Origin of the sequence: Paracoccus sp. S-4012, assembly GCF_009674885.1 — a bacterium.
GTDB lineage: Bacteria > Pseudomonadota > Alphaproteobacteria > Rhodobacterales > Rhodobacteraceae > Paracoccus.
The window spans coordinates 334,565-351,056 of the sequence record NZ_WKKA01000001.1; the positions used below are offsets into that span (position 1 = coordinate 334,565).

At 69.7% G+C, this 16,492-nt stretch carries 15 protein-coding genes; 9 read left to right on the forward strand and 6 right to left on the reverse strand.

What is annotated here, in order from left to right; genetic code table 11:
• Positions 1-146 precede the first annotated feature (146 nt).
• The 6 genes from GI374_RS01650 to tldD form a co-directional block, all read right to left on the reverse strand.
• Positions 147-791, reverse strand: a complete 645-nt coding sequence (locus tag GI374_RS01650; RefSeq protein ID WP_154335265.1) for a 3-oxoacid CoA-transferase subunit B — start codon at positions 789-791, stop codon at positions 147-149.
• Positions 791-1,495, reverse strand: coding sequence for a CoA transferase subunit A (locus tag GI374_RS01655; RefSeq protein WP_154335266.1), 705 nt, complete (start codon positions 1,493-1,495; stop codon positions 791-793). The genes GI374_RS01650 and GI374_RS01655 overlap by 1 nt, the downstream gene beginning before the upstream one ends.
• Before the next feature lie 64 nt (positions 1,496-1,559).
• Positions 1,560-3,296 carry a gamma-glutamyltransferase gene (ggt, locus tag GI374_RS01660; RefSeq protein WP_154335267.1) on the reverse strand — a complete coding sequence of 579 codons (1,737 nt, stop codon included), beginning with the start codon at positions 3,294-3,296 and terminating at the stop codon, positions 1,560-1,562.
• Positions 3,297-3,368: 72 nt separating this feature from the next.
• Complete coding sequence (topA, locus tag GI374_RS01665) at positions 3,369-5,999, reverse strand: type I DNA topoisomerase (RefSeq protein ID WP_154335268.1); 2,631 nt, start codon at positions 5,997-5,999, stop codon at positions 3,369-3,371.
• Positions 6,000-6,136: 137 nt separating this feature from the next.
• Entirely contained in the window at positions 6,137-7,339 is a 1,203-nt protein-coding gene (dprA, locus tag GI374_RS01670; RefSeq protein WP_154335581.1) for a DNA-processing protein DprA, read from the reverse strand.
• Positions 7,340-7,422: 83 nt separating this feature from the next.
• Positions 7,423-8,841, reverse strand: a complete 1,419-nt coding sequence (gene tldD, locus GI374_RS01675) for a metalloprotease TldD (protein ID WP_154335269.1) — start codon at positions 8,839-8,841, stop codon at positions 7,423-7,425.
• Between the two features lie 151 nt (positions 8,842-8,992).
• On the opposite strand from tldD, the gene coxB reads away from it, so the two are divergent.
• From coxB to GI374_RS01720, 9 genes are all read left to right on the forward strand, one after another.
• Positions 8,993-9,913 (forward strand): cytochrome c oxidase subunit II, encoded by a 921-nt coding sequence (gene coxB / locus GI374_RS01680; protein ID WP_370515083.1) that lies wholly within the window; start codon positions 8,993-8,995, stop codon positions 9,911-9,913.
• 4 nt (positions 9,914-9,917) lie between these two features.
• Positions 9,918-10,838 carry a heme o synthase gene (gene cyoE, locus GI374_RS01685; protein ID WP_370515084.1) on the forward strand — a complete coding sequence of 307 codons (921 nt, stop codon included), beginning with the start codon at positions 9,918-9,920 and terminating at the stop codon, positions 10,836-10,838.
• Between the two features lie 2 nt (positions 10,839-10,840).
• Positions 10,841-11,038, forward strand: a complete 198-nt coding sequence (locus GI374_RS01690) for a hypothetical protein (RefSeq protein WP_154335271.1) — start codon at positions 10,841-10,843, stop codon at positions 11,036-11,038.
• Positions 11,035-11,622 (forward strand): cytochrome c oxidase assembly protein, encoded by a 588-nt coding sequence (locus tag GI374_RS01695; protein ID WP_154335272.1) that lies wholly within the window; start codon positions 11,035-11,037, stop codon positions 11,620-11,622. Before GI374_RS01690 ends, GI374_RS01695 begins: the two co-directional genes overlap by 4 nt.
• A gap of 49 nt (positions 11,623-11,671) precedes the next feature.
• The gene (locus GI374_RS01700; protein WP_154335273.1) at positions 11,672-12,472 is read left to right on the forward strand and encodes a cytochrome c oxidase subunit 3; all 801 of its coding nucleotides are present in this window, start codon (positions 11,672-11,674) and stop codon (positions 12,470-12,472) included.
• Positions 12,473-12,541: 69 nt separating this feature from the next.
• Positions 12,542-13,213: an SURF1 family protein gene (locus tag GI374_RS01705; protein WP_154335274.1), complete on the forward strand. Its 672-nt coding sequence runs from the start codon at positions 12,542-12,544 to the stop codon at positions 13,211-13,213.
• A gap of 12 nt (positions 13,214-13,225) precedes the next feature.
• Entirely contained in the window at positions 13,226-14,614 is a 1,389-nt protein-coding gene (gene thrC, locus GI374_RS01710) for a threonine synthase (protein WP_154335275.1), read from the forward strand.
• The gene (locus GI374_RS01715; RefSeq protein WP_154335276.1) at positions 14,611-15,879 is read left to right on the forward strand and encodes a pitrilysin family protein; all 1,269 of its coding nucleotides are present in this window, start codon (positions 14,611-14,613) and stop codon (positions 15,877-15,879) included. The genes thrC and GI374_RS01715 overlap by 4 nt, the downstream gene beginning before the upstream one ends.
• Positions 15,879-16,460 (forward strand): GNAT family N-acetyltransferase, encoded by a 582-nt coding sequence (locus GI374_RS01720; RefSeq protein WP_154335277.1) that lies wholly within the window; start codon positions 15,879-15,881, stop codon positions 16,458-16,460. Before GI374_RS01715 ends, GI374_RS01720 begins: the two co-directional genes overlap by 1 nt.
• Positions 16,461-16,492: the final 32 nt, after the last annotated feature.

Genomic DNA, 16,492 nt, shown 5'->3' on the forward strand with positions numbered 1-16,492 from the left:
AAGCCCGTGGCGAAGCCGGGGGCTTTGCGCCCCCGGACCCCCGCAGGATATTTGGATCAAGGCGAAAAAGCGGCCGCAGCGCCGCTGTCGGCCGCGGCGTAGGGTGCGTGGTTTCCACGCACCATGTTGCGGCGGGGCCGCCCGCGTCAGTTGACGATCGTCGCCTCGGTCGCCGCCCGCAGCTCGTCCTCGGTCACGCCGTCCGCGGTCTCGACGATCTTCAGCCCGCCCTCGACCACGTCCAGCACGCCGAGATTGGTGATGATGCGGTCCACCACGGCCTTGCCGGTCAGCGGCAGGGTGCAGTCCTTCAGCACCTTGCTCTCGCCCGCCTTGTTGGTGTGATCCATCACTACCACCACGCGGCCGACGCCGGCGACGAGGTCCATGGCCCCGCCCATGCCCTTGACCAGCTTGCCGGGGATCATCCAGTTCGCCAGGTCGCCGTTCTCGGCCACCTCCATGGCGCCGAGGATCGCCATCGCGATCTTGCCGCCGCGGATCATGGCGAAGCTGGTGGCGCTGTCGAAATAGGCCGAATGCGGCAGCTCGGTGATGGTCTGCTTGCCGGCGTTGATGAGGTCGGGATCCTCATCACCCTCGAAGGGGAAGGGGCCCATGCCGAGCATCCCGTTCTCGGACTGGAGGGTGACGTGCACGCCCTCGGGGATGTAGTTCGAGACCAGCGTCGGGATGCCGATGCCGAGGTTGACATACATGCCGTCCTCGAGCTCCCGCGCAGCCCGCGCCGCCATCCGGTTGCGGTCCCAACCCTTTGTTTCGGCGGCCATCAGGCGGTCTCCCTCTTGCGAACGGTGCGCTGTTCGATGCGCTTCTCGTGCTCGCCCTGCACGATGCGGTGGACGTAGATGCCGGGCAGGTGGATGCCGTCGGGGTCGAGCGAGCCGGCCTTCACGATCTCCTCGACCTCGACCACGCAGACGCGGCCGCAGGTGGCGGCGGGGACGTTGAAGTTGCGCGCGGTCTTGCGGAACACGACGTTGCCGGTCTCGTCGGCCTTCCAGCCCTTCACGATGGCAAGGTCCACGACCAGCCCGCGCTCGAGGATGTAGGTCTCGCCGTCGAACTCCTTGTGCTCCTTGCCCTCGGCGATGACGGTGCCTACGCCGGTCCGGGTGTAGAAGCCCGGGATGCCCGCGCCGCCGGCGCGCATGCGCTCGGCCAGGGTGCCCTGCGGGTTGAACTCCAGCTCCAGCTCGCCCGAGAGATACTGGCGCATGAACTCCGCGTTTTCGCCCACATAGGAGGAGATCATCTTCTTGATCTGCTTGGTATCGAGCAGGATGCCCAGCCCGAATCCGTCCACGCCGCAGTTGTTGCTGGCGATGGTCAGATCCTTCGTTCCCGCCTCGCGGATGGCGTCGATCAGCAGCTCCGGGATGCCGCTGAGGCCGAAGCCCCCGGCGGCGATGCTCATGCCGTCGCGGAGCAGCCCGTCGAGCGCCTCCGCGGCGGTGCCATAGACTTTCTGCATGCACGGTCCCCCTTGTCGCCTGCTTCTATTGGCCGAAGCGGCGACGGGCTGTCAACGCAGGCGGTCAGTAGCCGACAGTGGCCGCGTCCGAGCGCCGCGGGTCGGAGGCGCCGAAGAGGTAGCCGCTCGCGGGGTCGCGCAGGATCGACTGGGTCGAGCCCATCGCCTCGCGCACGACGATGGTGTGGCCCTTGGCTTCCAGCAGGCGGATGGTGTCGGGGCTGATGCCCTCCTCGATCCGCAACTCCTCGGGCAGCCACTGGTGATGGATGCGCGGCTCGGTGCTGGCCTGGGCCACGTTCATGCCGTGGTCGATCACGTTCATGACGACCTGCAGCACGGTCGTGATGATCCGCGCGCCGCCGGGCGAGCCGGTGACGAGGAACACCTCCCCGTCCTTGGTCACGATGGTCGGCGTCATGGACGAGAGCGGCCGCTTGCCCGGCTCGACCGCGTTCGCGTCGCCGCCGATCAGGCCATAGGCGTTGGGCACGCCCGGCTTGGCCGAGAAGTCGTCCATCTCGTTGTTCATCAGCACGCCGGTGCCGTCCGCGACCAGCCCCGAGCCGTAGGAGAAGTTGATCGTGTAGGTGTTCGAGACCGCATTCCCGTCCGCGTCGATGATCGAGAAATGCGTGGTCTCGTTCGACTCGTAGGGCGAGAGGTCGGCGGGCCGGATCAGCGCCGAGGGCGTGGCGAAGTCGCCGTCGATCTTCTGACGCATGGCGGCGGCGTATTCCTTGGCCGTCAGCGCCTCGACCGGCACGTCCACGAAATCAGGATCGCCCAGGTATTCCGAACGGTCGGCATAGGCGAGCTTCATCACCTCGGCCATCAGGTGGATGGTGTTCGCCGCATTCGGGCCGAGGGCGCCGATCGGATAGCCCTCAATCGCGTTCAGCATCTGGATCAGGTGCACCCCGCCGGAGGACGGCGGCGGCATCGAAATGACCTCATGCCCGCGATAGATGCCGCGCACCGGCTCGCGCTCGACGGCCTCGTAGGCGGCCATGTCCTCGACGGTGATGCGCCCGCCCGCGGCCTGCACGGCGCTCGCGATCGCCTCGGCCACCGGGCCGCGGTAGAAGCCGTCGGGCCCGTCATTGGCGATGCGTTGCAAAGTCTGGGCGAGGTCGGCCTGCACCAGGCGCTCGCCCGGCTGCCAGAAGCTGCCGTCGGGCTTGTAGAAGATCGCGGCGGCGGAGGGGTACCGGGTCAGGTCCTCGTGCGAATCCTCGAGGCTGTCGGCGAGGTCCGGCGTGACGGTGATCCCCTCCTGCGCGAGCCGGATCGCCGGGGCGATCACCACCGGCCAGGGCATGGAGCCGAAGCGGTCGAGCGCCAGCTTCATGCCCGCCACGGTGCCCGGAACCCCGGTCGCGAGGCCTGAGTAACGCGACTTCTCGCTGTCCGCCTCGCCGGCGTCATTCAGAAAGATGTCCCGCTCGAACGATGCGGGCGCGGTCTCGCGGTAGTCGATGGCGTGGGTGGTGCCGGTCTCGGCGTCATGGACCAGCATGAAGCCGCCGCCACCCAGGTTGCCCGCCCGCGGCAGCGTCACGGCGAGCGCGAAGGCCACCGCCACCGCCGCGTCCACGGCGTTCCCCCCTTGGGCGAGGATGTCGCGCCCGATCTCGGCCGCGATCCGCTCCTGCGCCGAAACCATGCCGTTCGCGGCCCAGACCGGATGGACCCGGTCCATCTCGGAGAAGATCGCCACCTCCTGCGCGGCGGCAGGCGTCGCGAGCGCGACGAGCAGCGAGACGGCGCAGCCGCGCCGCAGTCCGGTTGCAAGCGTCATTGGAAACTCTCCCCTGATCCGTGGAGCAGAGGGTAGCAGGCAAGCGGCCTGCGACAAAGCGCGGTTGTGAGGTCAGCCCTCGGCCGCCGCCTTGCGCTCCGCGGCCGTCTTCCTGGCGGGCGCTTTCTTCGTGGCGGCAGCCTTGGGCTTCGTAACGCCCTTCGTGGTCGCGGCCTTCTTCGCCGTTGCCTTCTTCGCCGTCGTCGCTTTGGGCTTGGCGTCGGCCTTCGGCTTCGCCCTCGTCTTGCCGCCTTTCGCCGCCTTTGCCTCGATCAGCTCCAACGCCCGGCCCAGCGTCACCTCCTCCGGCGCGAGGTCGCGCGGCAGGGTGGCGTTGATCTTGCCCCATTTCACATAAGGCCCGAACCGGCCCGACAGCACCTGAACCGGCCCGCCGTCGGGATGCTCGCCCAGCTCCGCCAGAGGCGCGGCGGCGGCCCGGCCGCGCTGTGGCTTGCTCGCCAGCACCTCGACGGCGCGGTTCATGCCGATGGTGAAGACCTCCTCCACATCCGGCAGGTTCGCGTATTTCGGCCCGTGCTTCACATAGGGGCCGTAGCGCCCGATCCCGGCCTCGACCGCCACCCCGTCCTCGGGGTGCGGCCCGATCTCGCGTGGCAAGTCCAGCAGCTTCAGCCCCCGCTCGAGGTCCATCTCCTCGAGGCTCCACCCCTTCGGTACCGAGGCGCGCGGCGGCTTCGGCTGCGCCTCGGACGCCTCGCCGCGCTGCACATACCAGCCGAAGCGACCGTTCCTGAGGCTGATCGGCAGCCCCTCCGCGTCGTCGCCGAGCAGCCGGTCGCCCTGCGCCTCCTCGTCGCCGGGCGCCGAAAGGGGACGGGTATAGCGGCATTCGGGGTAGTTCGTGCAGCCGATGAAGGCCCCGCCCGCCCGTGCGGTCTTGAGGTTCAGCCGCCCCTTGCCGCAGAGCGGGCATTCCCGCGGATCGCCACCATCGGCGCGCGGCGGGTAGAGATGGTCGGCCAAGGCATCGTCGATCGCCGTCAGCACCTCGCTGATGCGAAGCTCGGACGTGCCGTCGAGCGCGGTGCGGAAATCGCGCCAGAAGCGCGCCAGCACATCGCGATAGGCGCGGTCGCCGGCGCTGATCTCGTCGAGTTCGTCCTCCAGCCCGGCGGTGAAGTCATAGGCGACGTAGCGCGGGAAGTAGCGGGTCAGGAACGCGGTGACGAGGCGGCCCTTGTCCTCCGGGATCAGCCGCTGGCCATCCTTGCGAACGTATTCGCGGTCCTGAATGGTCGTGACGATGCTCGCATAGGTCGAGGGCCGGCCGATCCCCAACTCCTCCATGCGCTTGACGAGGGTCGCCTCGGTGTAGCGCGGCGGCGGCTGGGTGAAGTGCTGCTCGGGCGTGACGCTGCGCTTGTCGGCCCGATCGCCCTCGCGGATCAGCGGCAGGCGGGCGCCGTCCTCGCCCTCGTCATCGTCACGGCCCTGGTCGTAGATCTTCAGGAAGCCGTCGAAGAGCATCACCTGACCCGTCGCGCGCAGCCCCACCTGGCCGTCGCGGCTGGCGATCTCGACCGTGGTGCGCTCCATCCGCGCGGCTTCCATCTGGCTGGCTAGGGTGCGCTTCCAGATCAGATCGTAGAGCTTCCGCTGCTCGGCGTCGTGGATCCTGGCGTTCGCGGGCGCCAGCATCATGTCGGTCGGCCGGATGCATTCATGCGCTTCCTGCGCGTTCTTGGCCTTGTTCTTGTACATGCGGGGCGATTTCGGGACGTAGTCGGCCCCGAACCGCGCCCGGATCGCATCGCGCGCGGCCATCACTGCCTCGGGCGCCATGTCGATGCCGTCGGTCCGCATGTAGGTGATGAGCCCCGCCTCGTAGAGGCGCTGCGCCGTGGACATGCAGGCCCGCGCGCCCATGCCGAGCTTGCGGCTGGCCTCCTGCTGCAGCGTCGAGGTCATGAAGGGCGGCCACGGGTTCCGGGTGGCGGGCTTGGCCGTCACCGAGGCGACCTGCAGGTCGCGGCTCTCGACCGCGGCGACCGCCAAACCCGCCTCCTCCGCCGTCTTGAGGTCGAACTTCTCCAGCTTGCGCCCGGCGTAGCTCACCAGTTGCGCGTCGTATTCGGCGCCCTCGGGCGTGGCGAGGCGGGCGTGGACGGTCCAGTATTCCTGCGCCCGGAACGCCTCGATCTCCATCTCGCGCTCGACGATGATCCGCAGCGTCACCGACTGCACCCGCCCGGCCGACTTCGCGCCCGGAAGCTTGCGCCAGAGGACCGGCGAGAGGTTGAAGCCGACGAGGTAATCCAGCGCCCGCCGCGCGAGATAGGCGTCCACCAAGTCCTGGTCGATCTCGCGCGGGTTCGCCATCGCCTCGGTCACGGCGTTCTTCGTGATCGCGTTGAAGGTCACGCGGCTGACGGGCGTGCCCTTCTTCGGCGCCAACGCCTCGAGCAGGTGCCAGCTGATCGCCTCGCCCTCGCGGTCGGGGTCGGTGGCGAGGACCAGCGCGGGATCCTCCTTCAGCGCCTCCTTGATCGCGCGAAGGTGCTTTTTGGAATCCGCCGCGACCTCCCATTTCATCGCGAACTCGTCCTCGGGATCGACCGAGCCGTCCTTGGGCGGCAGATCGCGGACATGGCCGAACGAGGCGAGGACTGTGTAGTCGGGCCCGAGGTACTTGTTGATCGTCTTGGCCTTGGCGGGGGATTCGACGACGACGACGGGCATGGTGGTGACTTTCGGCAGGGATGGCCGCGGAACATGGTCGCCGAGGCCGGGGCTGTCAACCGCAGGTCGGCGGGGCTTCTTCTGTCCGAAAATATCCTCCGGGGGTGCGGGGGTGGAAAACCCCCGCCGTCGCAGCGTCAGGTCAGGGCGATCCGCCCGCCCGCCGCGCGGGTGATCCGCCCGTCGAGTTCCAGCGCGACAAGCGCCGGGGCCAGCGCCGCGGCCGTGAGGCCGAGATCGCGCAGGAGCATGGTCTCGTCGGTGGGGCTGCGGCCGAGGAGCGAGAGGATGCGGCCCTCGAGGTTCACGGGCCCGCCGGCATCCCGCAGGCGCGGCGGCGGCCGCGGGATCTCGGGGGCGCGGGGCAGGCCCCCGTGGCGCGGCGGGCTGCGTCCGGCGAGGGTTGTCGCGATACGATCCTGGGCGCCGGGCGCTTCGATCAGGGTCGCGGCCGGCGCCGGTTCGATCCCCAGCGCCGCCAGCACATCGGCCGCGCTGCGGACCAGCGTGGCGCCGTCGCGGATCAGCGCGTTGCAACCTGCGGCGCGAGCGTCCATCGGGTGCCCCGGCACCGCCAGCACCTCGCGGCCCTGATCGAGCGCGCAGCGCGCGGTGATGAGCGTGCCCGAGCGATGCGCCGCCTCGACCACCACGACGCCGCGCGTGAGGCCGGAGACGATGCGGTTCCTGAGCGGAAACAGCCGCGCCACCGGCTCGGTCCCCGGCGCCTGCTCGGAGATGAGCGCGCCGGTCTCGCAGATCGCCTCGGCCAGCGCGCCGTTCTCGGAAGGATAGATCCGGTCGAGTCCGCCGGCGAGGACCGCGACGGTGCCGCGGGCGCGGCTGCCCTCATGTGCGGCGGTGTCGATGCCGCGCGCGAGGCCGGCGGCGACGGTGACGCCCGCCTCCGACAGCGCGGCTGCCATGCCATGCGCCATCCGCAGCCCCAGCGAGGAGGCGTTGCGGGCGCCGATCACCGCGACGGCATCGCGCGCCAGGCAGGCCGGATTGCCACGCAGCCACAGGACTGGCGGCGCGTCGGGCAGGTCGAGCAGCGTGGCGGGATAGCCGGGGCCGTCCCAGCGCAGCAGGCGCCAGCCCGCGCGGCGGCCGGCGGACAGTTCCGCCTCGGCGACGCCGATGGGGCAGGGCGCATAGCCTTCCACCCCTGCGGAGGCGGCGATGCGCGGCAGCGCCTCCAGCGCGGCTTCGGCCGAGCCTTCCTCGGCGATCAGGCGGTGAAAGGTCGTGGCGCCGACGCGGCGCGAGCGGATGAGGCGCAGGACGGCGAGATCGTCTTCCCTCGTGGTGGTTGGGGTGGGGGTGCCGAAAGAAAACATCCGCATCGCCACGTTCCTCGCCTCATCCGGGGATGTTCATGCCCCGGAAAGATTAAGGAAAGGTTGATGCGGCTGCGGAAATCTCAGGCGGCCGAGCCGCCCACCGTCAGCCCGCCGATCATCAGCGTCGGCAGGCCCACGCCAACCGGCACCCATTGCCCCTGCTTGCCGCAATTGCCGATGCCGGGATCGAGCGCGAGGTCGTTGCCGATGGCGCGAATCTGCCGCAGCGCGGTCGCGCCGTCGCCGATCAGCGTCGCCCCGCGGATCGGGTCGCCGACGGTGCCGTCCTTCACCCGGTAGGCCTCGGTGCAGGAGAAGACGAACTTGCCGTTGGTGATGTCCACCTGGCCGCCGCCGAAGCCGACCGCATAGATGCCATCCCTGAGGTCGGCGAGGATCGCCTCGGGTGCGGCATCGCCGCCCAGCATGAAGGTGTTGGTCATGCGCGGCATCGGGGCATGGGCGAAGCTCTCGCGGCGGCCGTTGCCGGTGGGCTCCACGCCCATCAGCCGCGCCGACTGGCGGTCCTGCATGTAGCCTGTCAGCACCCCGTCCTCGATCAGCACGTTGCGGGCCGGCGCGGTACCCTCGTCATCGACGCTGATCGAGCCGCGGCGGCCTGGGATGGTACCGTCGTCGATCACCGTCACGCCCGGCGCGGCGACCCGCTGGCCCATCAGCCCGGAGAAGGCCGAGTGCTTCTTGCGGTTGAAATCCGCCTCCAGCCCGTGGCCCACCGCCTCGTGCAGCAGGATGCCCGGCCAGCCGGGGCCGAGGACGACGTCCATCACCCCCGCGGGGGCCGGGACCGCGCGCAGGTTCACCCGCGCGATCCGCAGCGCCTCGCGCACCTGCGCCTGCCAGTGCTCCGGCGCGATCAGCGCGTCCAGCGGCCCGCGGCCGCCGCCGCCGGTCGAGCCGGTCTCGCGCCGGGCGTTGTCCTCGAGGATGACCGAGACGTTCAGCCGCGCCATGGGCCGCGCGTCGGTGACGAGCCCGCCCTCGGGGCGGAGGATGGCAATCTCCTGCAACCCGCTGGCCAGGGTGGCGCTGACCTGGACCACCCGCGGGTCGAGGTCGCGGGCGTAGGCGTCAATTTGTCGCAGCAGTTCCACCCGGCGGGCGAAGGAGATGCCCTCGGCCGGGTCGGTGTCGGGATAGAGGGCGGGGCCGCGCGGCGGCGGGGCAGGCCCGAGGCGGCCGCCGCCCGCGACCGCGAGGCGCACGGTCTCCGCGGCCTGGCGCAGCGCGGCTTCGTTGATCTCGGTCGAATGCGCGTAGCCCGTCACCTCGCCCGAAATCGCGCGCAAACCGAAGCCCTGGCTGGCATTGTAGCTCGCCGTGCGCAGGCGCCGGTCGTCGAAGACGAGCGCCTCGGCGCGGGCGCGTTCGAGGAACAGCTCGCCGTCCTCGGCGCCGTCCAGCGCGGCGCGCAGGATGGTCAGCGCGCGGTCGCGGTCGATCAGATCCTCGAAGGGTGAAAAGCTGGGCTCTGGCATCTGGAGGCCCTCCGAAGGCGCGGGACAAGAGGTCCGCGACGGCTTGTCGCGGTGGCCGGTCGGCTCTACAACCCAGTGACAACGGCAGCGGCGCGGCGTCAACCGCCCGCCCGCGCAGCATGGGCGCCGCGCAGGGGAGTGAAGGACACAGATGCTGAAGGCGATGACAGGCCGCGCGGCGGCAGTGATGACGGCAATCGCGGTGCTTGGCCTCGGCGGGGCCGCGGCGGCGCAGGAACTGGAAGTGCTGGGCGACCTGCCGCATATCGGCAAGCCGGTGAACGGCGCCATCCATTTCCAGCCGGGCGTGACCTCGATCGCGCATGACCAGATCTGGCTGGACAACTTCGTCCTTATCATCATCACCGCGGTCTGCGTGCTGGTGATCGGGCTGCTCCTCTTCGCCGCGGCGCGCTTCAACGCCCGCGCCAACCCGACGCCGGCGCGTTTCACCCATAACACCGCGCTGGAGCTGACCTGGACGCTGATCCCGGTCCTGCTGCTGCTGGTGATCGGCATCTTCTCGCTGCCGATCCTGTTCCGCAGCCAGGAAATGCCGAACGACCCCGACATGGTCATCAAGGCCATCGGCAACCAGTGGTACTGGTCCTACGAATACCCCGAGGAGGGGCTCGTCTTCGACGCGGTGATGCTCGAGCGCGAGCAGCTGGCGGAATACGGCTACATGGAGGACGAGTACCTGCTGGCGACCGACAACTCGGTGGTGGTGCCGGTCGGCGCGCAGGTGCTGATGCAGTTCACCGCCAACGACGTGATCCATGCCTGGGCCATGCCCGCTTTCGCGATCAAGCAGGACGCCGTTCCCGGCCGTATCTCGCAGGCCTGGTTCACGGTCGAGCAGGAAGGCGTCTATTTCGGCCAGTGCTCGGAACTGTGCGGCATCAACCACGCCTACATGCCCATCGTCGTGAAGGCCGTCTCGCCCGAGCGTTATGCGGCCTGGGTCGAGGCGGCGCAGACGAACTTCGCGGCCGCGCCCGGCGCCCCCGCGACCGTGCAGACCGCCGCGGCCGACGCCGCCTCGCCGGTCCGCGTCGCCGCGGCGGAGTGAACCGGTGAGCGACGTCCCCCACAGCACCAGCGCGACCGGCGAGGCCGGGTTCGGCGACTATGTCGCGCTGCTGAAGCCGCGGGTGATGTCGCTGGTCGTCTTTACCGCCTTCGTCGGCCTCTGGGTCGCGCCGGTGCCGATGAACCCCTTCCTCGCTTTCTGCGCGGTGCTGTTCATCGCGCTCGGCGGCGGGGCCTCGGGCGCGCTCAACATGTGGTATGAGCGCGACATCGACGCGCTGATGCGCCGCACCCGCAACCGCCCGCTGCCCGCCGGGCTGATCGAGCCCGACGCGGCGCTCGGCATCGGCCTCGGCCTCGGCGGCTTCGCGGTGATGCTGCTGGGCCTTGCGGCCAACTGGTTCGCGGCCGGGTTCCTCGCCTTCACCATCTTCTTCTACGCCGTCGTCTATACGATGTGGCTCAAGCGCTCGACGCCGCAGAACATCGTCATCGGTGGCGCGGCCGGGGCCTTCCCGCCCATGATCGGCTGGGCCTGCGCCACCGGCGGCCTCGGGGTCGAGCCGCTGCTGATGTTCGCGCTGACCTTCTTCTGGACGCCGCCGCATTTCTGGGCGCTCGCGCTGTTCGTCAAGGATGACTACTCGAACGCGGGCGTGCCGATGCTGACGGTGACGCATGGCCGCCCGGCCGCGCGCCGCCAGATCTTCGCCTATACGCTGCTGCTGGTCCCGGTTGCCCTCGGCCTCGGGCTGACCTCGATCGGCGGGCCGGTCTACATGACGGTGGCGATCGTGATGAACGCGCTCTTCCTGCGCGGCGGCTGGCAGATCCTGCGCCGCACCGACGCCGAGTCCGAGGCCGACCGCCACGCGGCCGAGCGCGGGTTCTTCAAGCTGTCGCTCTACTACCTCTTCGCGCATTTCCTCGCGCTTCTGGTCCAGAGCGGGTTCGGGGGATGGTGAGCATGGCGCCTCGGGTCGAGCATGATCTCCACCGCCGCCGCCGCTCGCGGAACCTCGGGCTGCTGGTGGTGCTGCTGGCGCTGGTCGCCCTCATCATCGGCATGACGATGGTGCGGGTGAGCCAGGGCAACATGATGAAGGGCTTCGATCACCGGATGGGCGACCTGCCGCCGCCGGTGGTGCAGGAGGGCCAGCGATGACCACCGCCAGCGACCGCTCGAACAGCCGCACCCTCGCGATGCTCGTCGGGGTGATCGTCTTCATGGGCGCCGCCGCCTGGGCCGCGGTGCCCTTCTACGACTGGTTCTGCCGCGTCACCGGCTATGCCGGAACCACCATGGTCGCCGATGGCGAGAGCGACGTGATCCTGGACGAGTTGATCACCGTGCGCTTCGACGCCAATGTGGACCGCGACATGGGCTGGACCTTCCGCCCGGTCGAGCGCGAGATGAAGATCCGCATCGGCGAGACCGGCCTGGCCTTCTACGAGGCGGTCAACACCACCGACGAGACCATCATCGGCACCGCCTCCTACAACGTCGCGCCGCCGACCGCCGGCTACTTCTTCGAGAAGATCGAGTGCTTCTGCTTCACCGAGCAGACGCTGGCCCCGGGCGAGCGGGTCGAGATGCCGCTGAGCTTCTTCGTCAGCCCCGACCTCGTCGAGGACCGCGACGCCGGCCGCGTTCGCAGCATCACGCTGAGCTATACCTTCCACCGGACCGAGCCGAAGCAGCAGGTCGAGGCGCGGCTGGACACCGCCGCGGCCGCTGCGGTGAACTGAGGCCAGAACAGTCCAGAGCAACGAAGAACGTCCGACCGGGAACCTGAAGATGGCGCACGCGAAGAACCACGACTACCACATCCTGCAACCGTCGATCTATCCGTTCATCGGCGCGATCGGCGGCTTCACCATGCTCTCGGGCGGGGCCTTCTGGATGAAGGGATCGACCCCGGTCGCCTTCTTCATCGGCCTGGCGATCGTCCTCTTCACCATGTTCGGCTGGTGGCGCGAGGTGGCGCATGAGGGCAACACGGGCGACCACACGCCGGTCGTCCAGATCGGCCTGCGCTACGGGATCATCCTGTTCATCGTCTCCGAGGTGATGTTCTTCGTCGCCTGGTTTTGGGCCTTCTTCAAGCACGCCCTCTACCCCATGGGACCGGAGAGCCCGCTGCGCGACGGCGTCTGGCCGCCCGAGGGGATCGTCACCTTCGACCCTTGGCACCTGCCCTTCATCAACACGCTGGTCCTGCTGCTCTCGGGCGTGGCCGTGACCTGGGCGCACCATGCCCTCGTCCACCACGACGACCGCAAGACCGCGATCCGCGGCACCGCCGTCGCGGTGATCCTCGGCGTCGGCTTCACCATCCTGCAGGCCTACGAATACAGCCACGCGGCCTTCGGCCTTTCGGACACGGTCTATGGCGGCGTGTTCTTCATGGCGACCGGCTTCCACGGCTTCCACGTCATCATCGGGACGATCTTCCTCTTCGTCTGCCTGGTGCGGCTCATGCGCGGCAACATGAACCAGGAGCAGCATGTCGGCTTCGAGGCGGCAGCCTGGTACTGGCACTTCGTGGACGTGGTCTGGCTGTTCCTGTTCTTCGCCATCTACGTCTGGGGCCGCTGACGCCCGTCCTCGGCAGCAAGCGCGCGGGGCCGCCCCCCGCGCGCTTTTTCGTTCAAGGGGGCGTCGGCGATGCGCCGCTACCTGTTTCCCGCGATCCTCGGCCTTGCCGGGGTGGCGATCCTGCTGAGCCTCGGCTTCTGGCAGCTGCGCCGGCTGGAATGGAAGACGGCGATGCTGGCCGAGATCCAGCAGGGCATCGAGGCCCCGCCGCAGGCGCTGCCCGCCACGCCCGAGCCGGGGATGAAATACCTGCCCGTCGAGATCGCCGGCCACACCCTTGGCCCCGAGGTGCTGGTCCTCGGCGGCAGTCGCGAGACCGGCGGCGGCTATCTCGTGATTTCCGCCTTCGAGACCGATGACGGCCGCCGCGTCATGGTGCAGCGCGGCTTCATCCCCGAGGGCGCCCGCCATGCCGAGCGCCCGCCGGTCGAGCTGCGGATCGAGGGCAACCTGCACTGGCCGCAGGAGACCACCTCATCGACGCCGGCTCCGAACCGGACCGAGAACATCTGGTTCGCCCGCGATGTGCCGCTGATGGCCGAGGCGCTCGGGACCGAGCCGGTGCTGGTCGTCGCGCGCCGCATCCAGGGCGACCTGCAGGGGATCGACCCGGTGCCCGTCGCCATTGCCGGGATCCCGAACAATCACCTCGAATACGCCTGGACCTGGTTCATGCTGGCGGTGGTATGGGGGGGCATGACAGCCTATCTGATCTCGCGTATCAGACGCCGTTCCTACTGAAGGCCCCTGCCCATGCGCTATGTCTCGACCCGCGGCTCCGCCCCCGTCCTGCCCTTCGACGAGGCGATGCTGACCGGGCTGGCGCGGGATGGCGGCCTCTATGTGCCGGAGGCGGTGCCGACCCTCTCGCCGAAGCAGATCGCCGGGCTTGAGGGGCTGCCCTACGAGGAAGCGGCCTATCTCGTGCTCGCGCCGTTCATCGGCGACAGTTTCACGCGGGCCGAGATCACCGGCGCGATCGAGCGCGCCTATGCTGGTTTTGCCCATGCCGCCCGCGCGCCGCTGGTCCAGCTCGGCCCCGGCCATCACCTGCTGGAGCTGTTCCACGGCCCGACGCTGGCCTTCAAGGACTTCGCCATGCAGCTGATCGGGCAGCTGTTCCAGATCGCCCTCGCGCGCACCGGCCGCCGCATCACCATCGTCGGCGCGACCTCCGGCGACACCGGCTCGGCCGCCATCGAGGCGTTCCGCGGGCTGGAGAATGTCGATGTCTTCATCCTCTACCCGCATGGACGGGTCAGCGAGGTGCAGCGCCGCCAGATGACCACGCCTTGCGAGGCGAATGTCCACGCCCTCGCCATCGACGGGACCTTCGACGACGCGCAGGCGCGTCTGAAGGACCTGTTCAACGACCACGGCTTCCGCGACGAGGTGGGCCTTGCCGGGGTCAACTCGATCAACTGGGGGCGGGTGCTGGCGCAGGTGGTCTATTACTTCACCTCGGCCGTCTCGCTGGGCGCCCCGCATCGCGAGGTCGCCTTCACCGTGCCGACCGGCAATTTCGGCGATGTCCTCGCCGGGTCGGTGGCCAAGCGCATGGGCATGCCGGTGGCGAAGCTCGTGGTGGCCACGAACCAGAACGATATCCTCCATCGGGTGCTGACGACCGGCGAATACCGGCCCGCCACGGTCGCGCCGTCGCTCTCGCCGAGCATGGACATCCAGATCAGCTCCAACTTCGAGCGCGCCCTGTGGTGGGCCCACGACTGCGACGCCGCGGCGGTGTCGCGCCTCATGGCCGAACTCGGCGCCGGCGGGTTCACTGTCAGCCAGGGCGCGTTCGAGGCCCTGCGGGAGCTTTACGCCTCCGGCCGTGCCTCGGAGGAGGAGACGCTGGACACCATCCGCCGCACCCGCGACGAGACCGGCGAAATCCTCTGCCCGCACAGCGCGGTGGCCGTGAAGGTCGCGCAGGAGCACCTTCAGCCCGGCGTGCCGATGATCACCCTCGCGACCGCGCACCCGGCCAAGTTCCCCGCCGCGGTCGAGCGCGCGACCGGCCTGCGCCCGAAACTGCCGCCGCATCTGGCCGACCTCATGGGCCGCCCCGAGCGCATCACCGAGGTCGCAAACGATGTCGCCGCCCTTCAGGCGTTGATCCGCGAACGGAGGACGGCATGAGCGGGCGCGTTCAGATCTCGACCCTGCCGAACGGGTTGCGTGTCGTCACCCATGCGATGCCGGGCCTGCATTCGGCCAGCATCGGCGTCTGGGTGAACGCAGGCGGGCGCGACGAGCGGATTGAGCAGAACGGCATCGCCCATTTCCTCGAGCACATGGCCTTCAAGGGCACCGCCACCCGCAGCCCGTTGCAGATCGCCGAGGCGATCGAGGACGTGGGCGGCTACATCAACGCCTACACCTCGCGCGACGTCACCGCCTATTACGCGCGGGTGCTGGCCGGGGACACCGGCCTGGCGCTGGATGTCATTTCCGACATTGTGCTGAACCCGGCCTTCGACGCAAGCGAGATCGAGGTCGAGCGTGGCGTGATCCTGCAGGAGATCGGGCAGGCGCTCGACACGCCCGACGACATCATCTTCGACTGGCTGCAGGAGGCCGCCTATCCCGGCCAGCCGATGGGCCGCACGATCCTCGGCCCGGCCGAGCGCGTGCGCGCCTTCTCGCGGGGCGACCTCGCGGGGTTCGTCGCCGAGCATTACGGCCCGGGCGAGATGATCGTCGCCGCCGCGGGCGCGGTGGACCACGACCGGATCGCTCGCCAGGCCGAGGCCGCCTTCGGCCACCTGCCCGCGCGCCCTGTCGCCCCGCGCGAGCCCGCCCGCTGGACCGGGGCCGAGCAGCGGCGCGAGAAGCGGCTGGAGCAGGTGCATTTCGCCCTCGCGCTCGAAGGCCCCGGCTATCTCTCGCCCGACTACTTCGCGGCGCAGATCTGGACGTCGGCCTTGGGCGGCGGCATGTCCTCGCGCCTGTTCCAGAAGATCCGCGAGGAGCGCGGCCTCTGCTATTCGATCTTCGCGCAGTCGGGCTTCCATGAAGATACCGGCATGGTGACCATCTATGCCGGCACCTCCGCCGCCGACATCGGCGACCTCTCGCGCCTGACCATCGACGAGATTCGCCGCAGCGCCGACGACCTGACCGAGGCCGAGATCGCGCGCGCCAAGGCGCAGCTGCGCGCCTCGATGCTGATGGGGCTCGAGAGCCCCTCGGCGCAGGCCGAGCGGATTGCGCGGTCGCTGGCGATCTGGGGCCGGGTGCCGGACGCGACGGAGGTGGCCGAGCGAATCGCCGCGGTGACCGCGGACGAGGTGCGCGACCATGCCCGGCGGCTGATCGGCGCGGCGCGGCCGGCACTGGCGCTTTACGGCCCGGTGGGGCGGGCGCCCTCGCGCGACGAACTGGCAGAACGCCTCGCCGCATGATGTTCGGCCGCCGCCGTCCGCTCCAGATCGAGACCGAGCGGATGGTCCTCCGCCTGCCCGCGCATGGCGACGCGCGGGCCTGGGCGGCGCTGCGGGACACCAGCCGGGACTTCCTGACACCCTGGGAGCCGATCTGGGCCGACGACCACCTGACGCAGAAATCCTTCGCCCAGCGGGTCTACTGGGCCGGCCGCGCGCAGCGCAGCGGGACCGCGCTGCCGCTGTTCCTCGTGCGCCGTGACGGCGTGCTGCTGGGCGCGATCACGATGGACAACATCCGCCGCGGTCCGGCGATGGCGGCGACCATCGGCTACTGGATCGGCGCCCCCTTCGCGCGCCAGGGCTACATGCACGAGGCGATCCTCGCCCTCGTCCACCACGCCTTCAGCGCGATGGAGCTGAGCCGGATTGAAGCCGCCTGCCTGCCCGAGAACACCGCCAGCCGCGGCGTGCTGGAGAAGGCGGGGTTCAAATACGAGGGCGTGGCGCAGAGCTATCTGCAGATCAACGGCCGGTGGCGGAACCACGTGCTTTACGCCAACCTGCGCAGTGACCGGCGCGGGCGCAGCGATGCGCGGTGAAGCCGGGGGTTTCCACCCCCGGACCCCCGAGG

Coding starts and splice junctions, on each gene's coding strand:
- GI374_RS01650 (WP_154335265.1), bottom strand. CDS start 791: ATGGCCGCCGAAACAAAGGGTTGGGACCGCAACCGGATGGCGGCGCGG.
- GI374_RS01655 (WP_154335266.1), bottom strand. CDS start 1,495: ATGCAGAAAGTCTATGGCACCGCCGCGGAGGCGCTCGACGGGCTGCTC.
- ggt (WP_154335267.1), bottom strand. CDS start 3,296: ATGACGCTTGCAACCGGACTGCGGCGCGGCTGCGCCGTCTCGCTGCTC.
- topA (WP_154335268.1), bottom strand. CDS start 5,999: ATGCCCGTCGTCGTCGTCGAATCCCCCGCCAAGGCCAAGACGATCAAC.
- dprA (WP_154335581.1), bottom strand. CDS start 7,339: ATGTTTTCTTTCGGCACCCCCACCCCAACCACCACGAGGGAAGACGAT.
- tldD (WP_154335269.1), bottom strand. CDS start 8,841: ATGCCAGAGCCCAGCTTTTCACCCTTCGAGGATCTGATCGACCGCGAC.
- coxB (WP_370515083.1), top strand. CDS start 8,993: ATGCTGAAGGCGATGACAGGCCGCGCGGCGGCAGTGATGACGGCAATC.
- GI374_RS01690 (WP_154335271.1), top strand. CDS start 10,841: ATGGCGCCTCGGGTCGAGCATGATCTCCACCGCCGCCGCCGCTCGCGG.
- GI374_RS01695 (WP_154335272.1), top strand. CDS start 11,035: ATGACCACCGCCAGCGACCGCTCGAACAGCCGCACCCTCGCGATGCTC.
- GI374_RS01700 (WP_154335273.1), top strand. CDS start 11,672: ATGGCGCACGCGAAGAACCACGACTACCACATCCTGCAACCGTCGATC.
- GI374_RS01705 (WP_154335274.1), top strand. CDS start 12,542: ATGCGCCGCTACCTGTTTCCCGCGATCCTCGGCCTTGCCGGGGTGGCG.
- thrC (WP_154335275.1), top strand. CDS start 13,226: ATGCGCTATGTCTCGACCCGCGGCTCCGCCCCCGTCCTGCCCTTCGAC.
- GI374_RS01715 (WP_154335276.1), top strand. CDS start 14,611: ATGAGCGGGCGCGTTCAGATCTCGACCCTGCCGAACGGGTTGCGTGTC.
- GI374_RS01720 (WP_154335277.1), top strand. CDS start 15,879: ATGTTCGGCCGCCGCCGTCCGCTCCAGATCGAGACCGAGCGGATGGTC.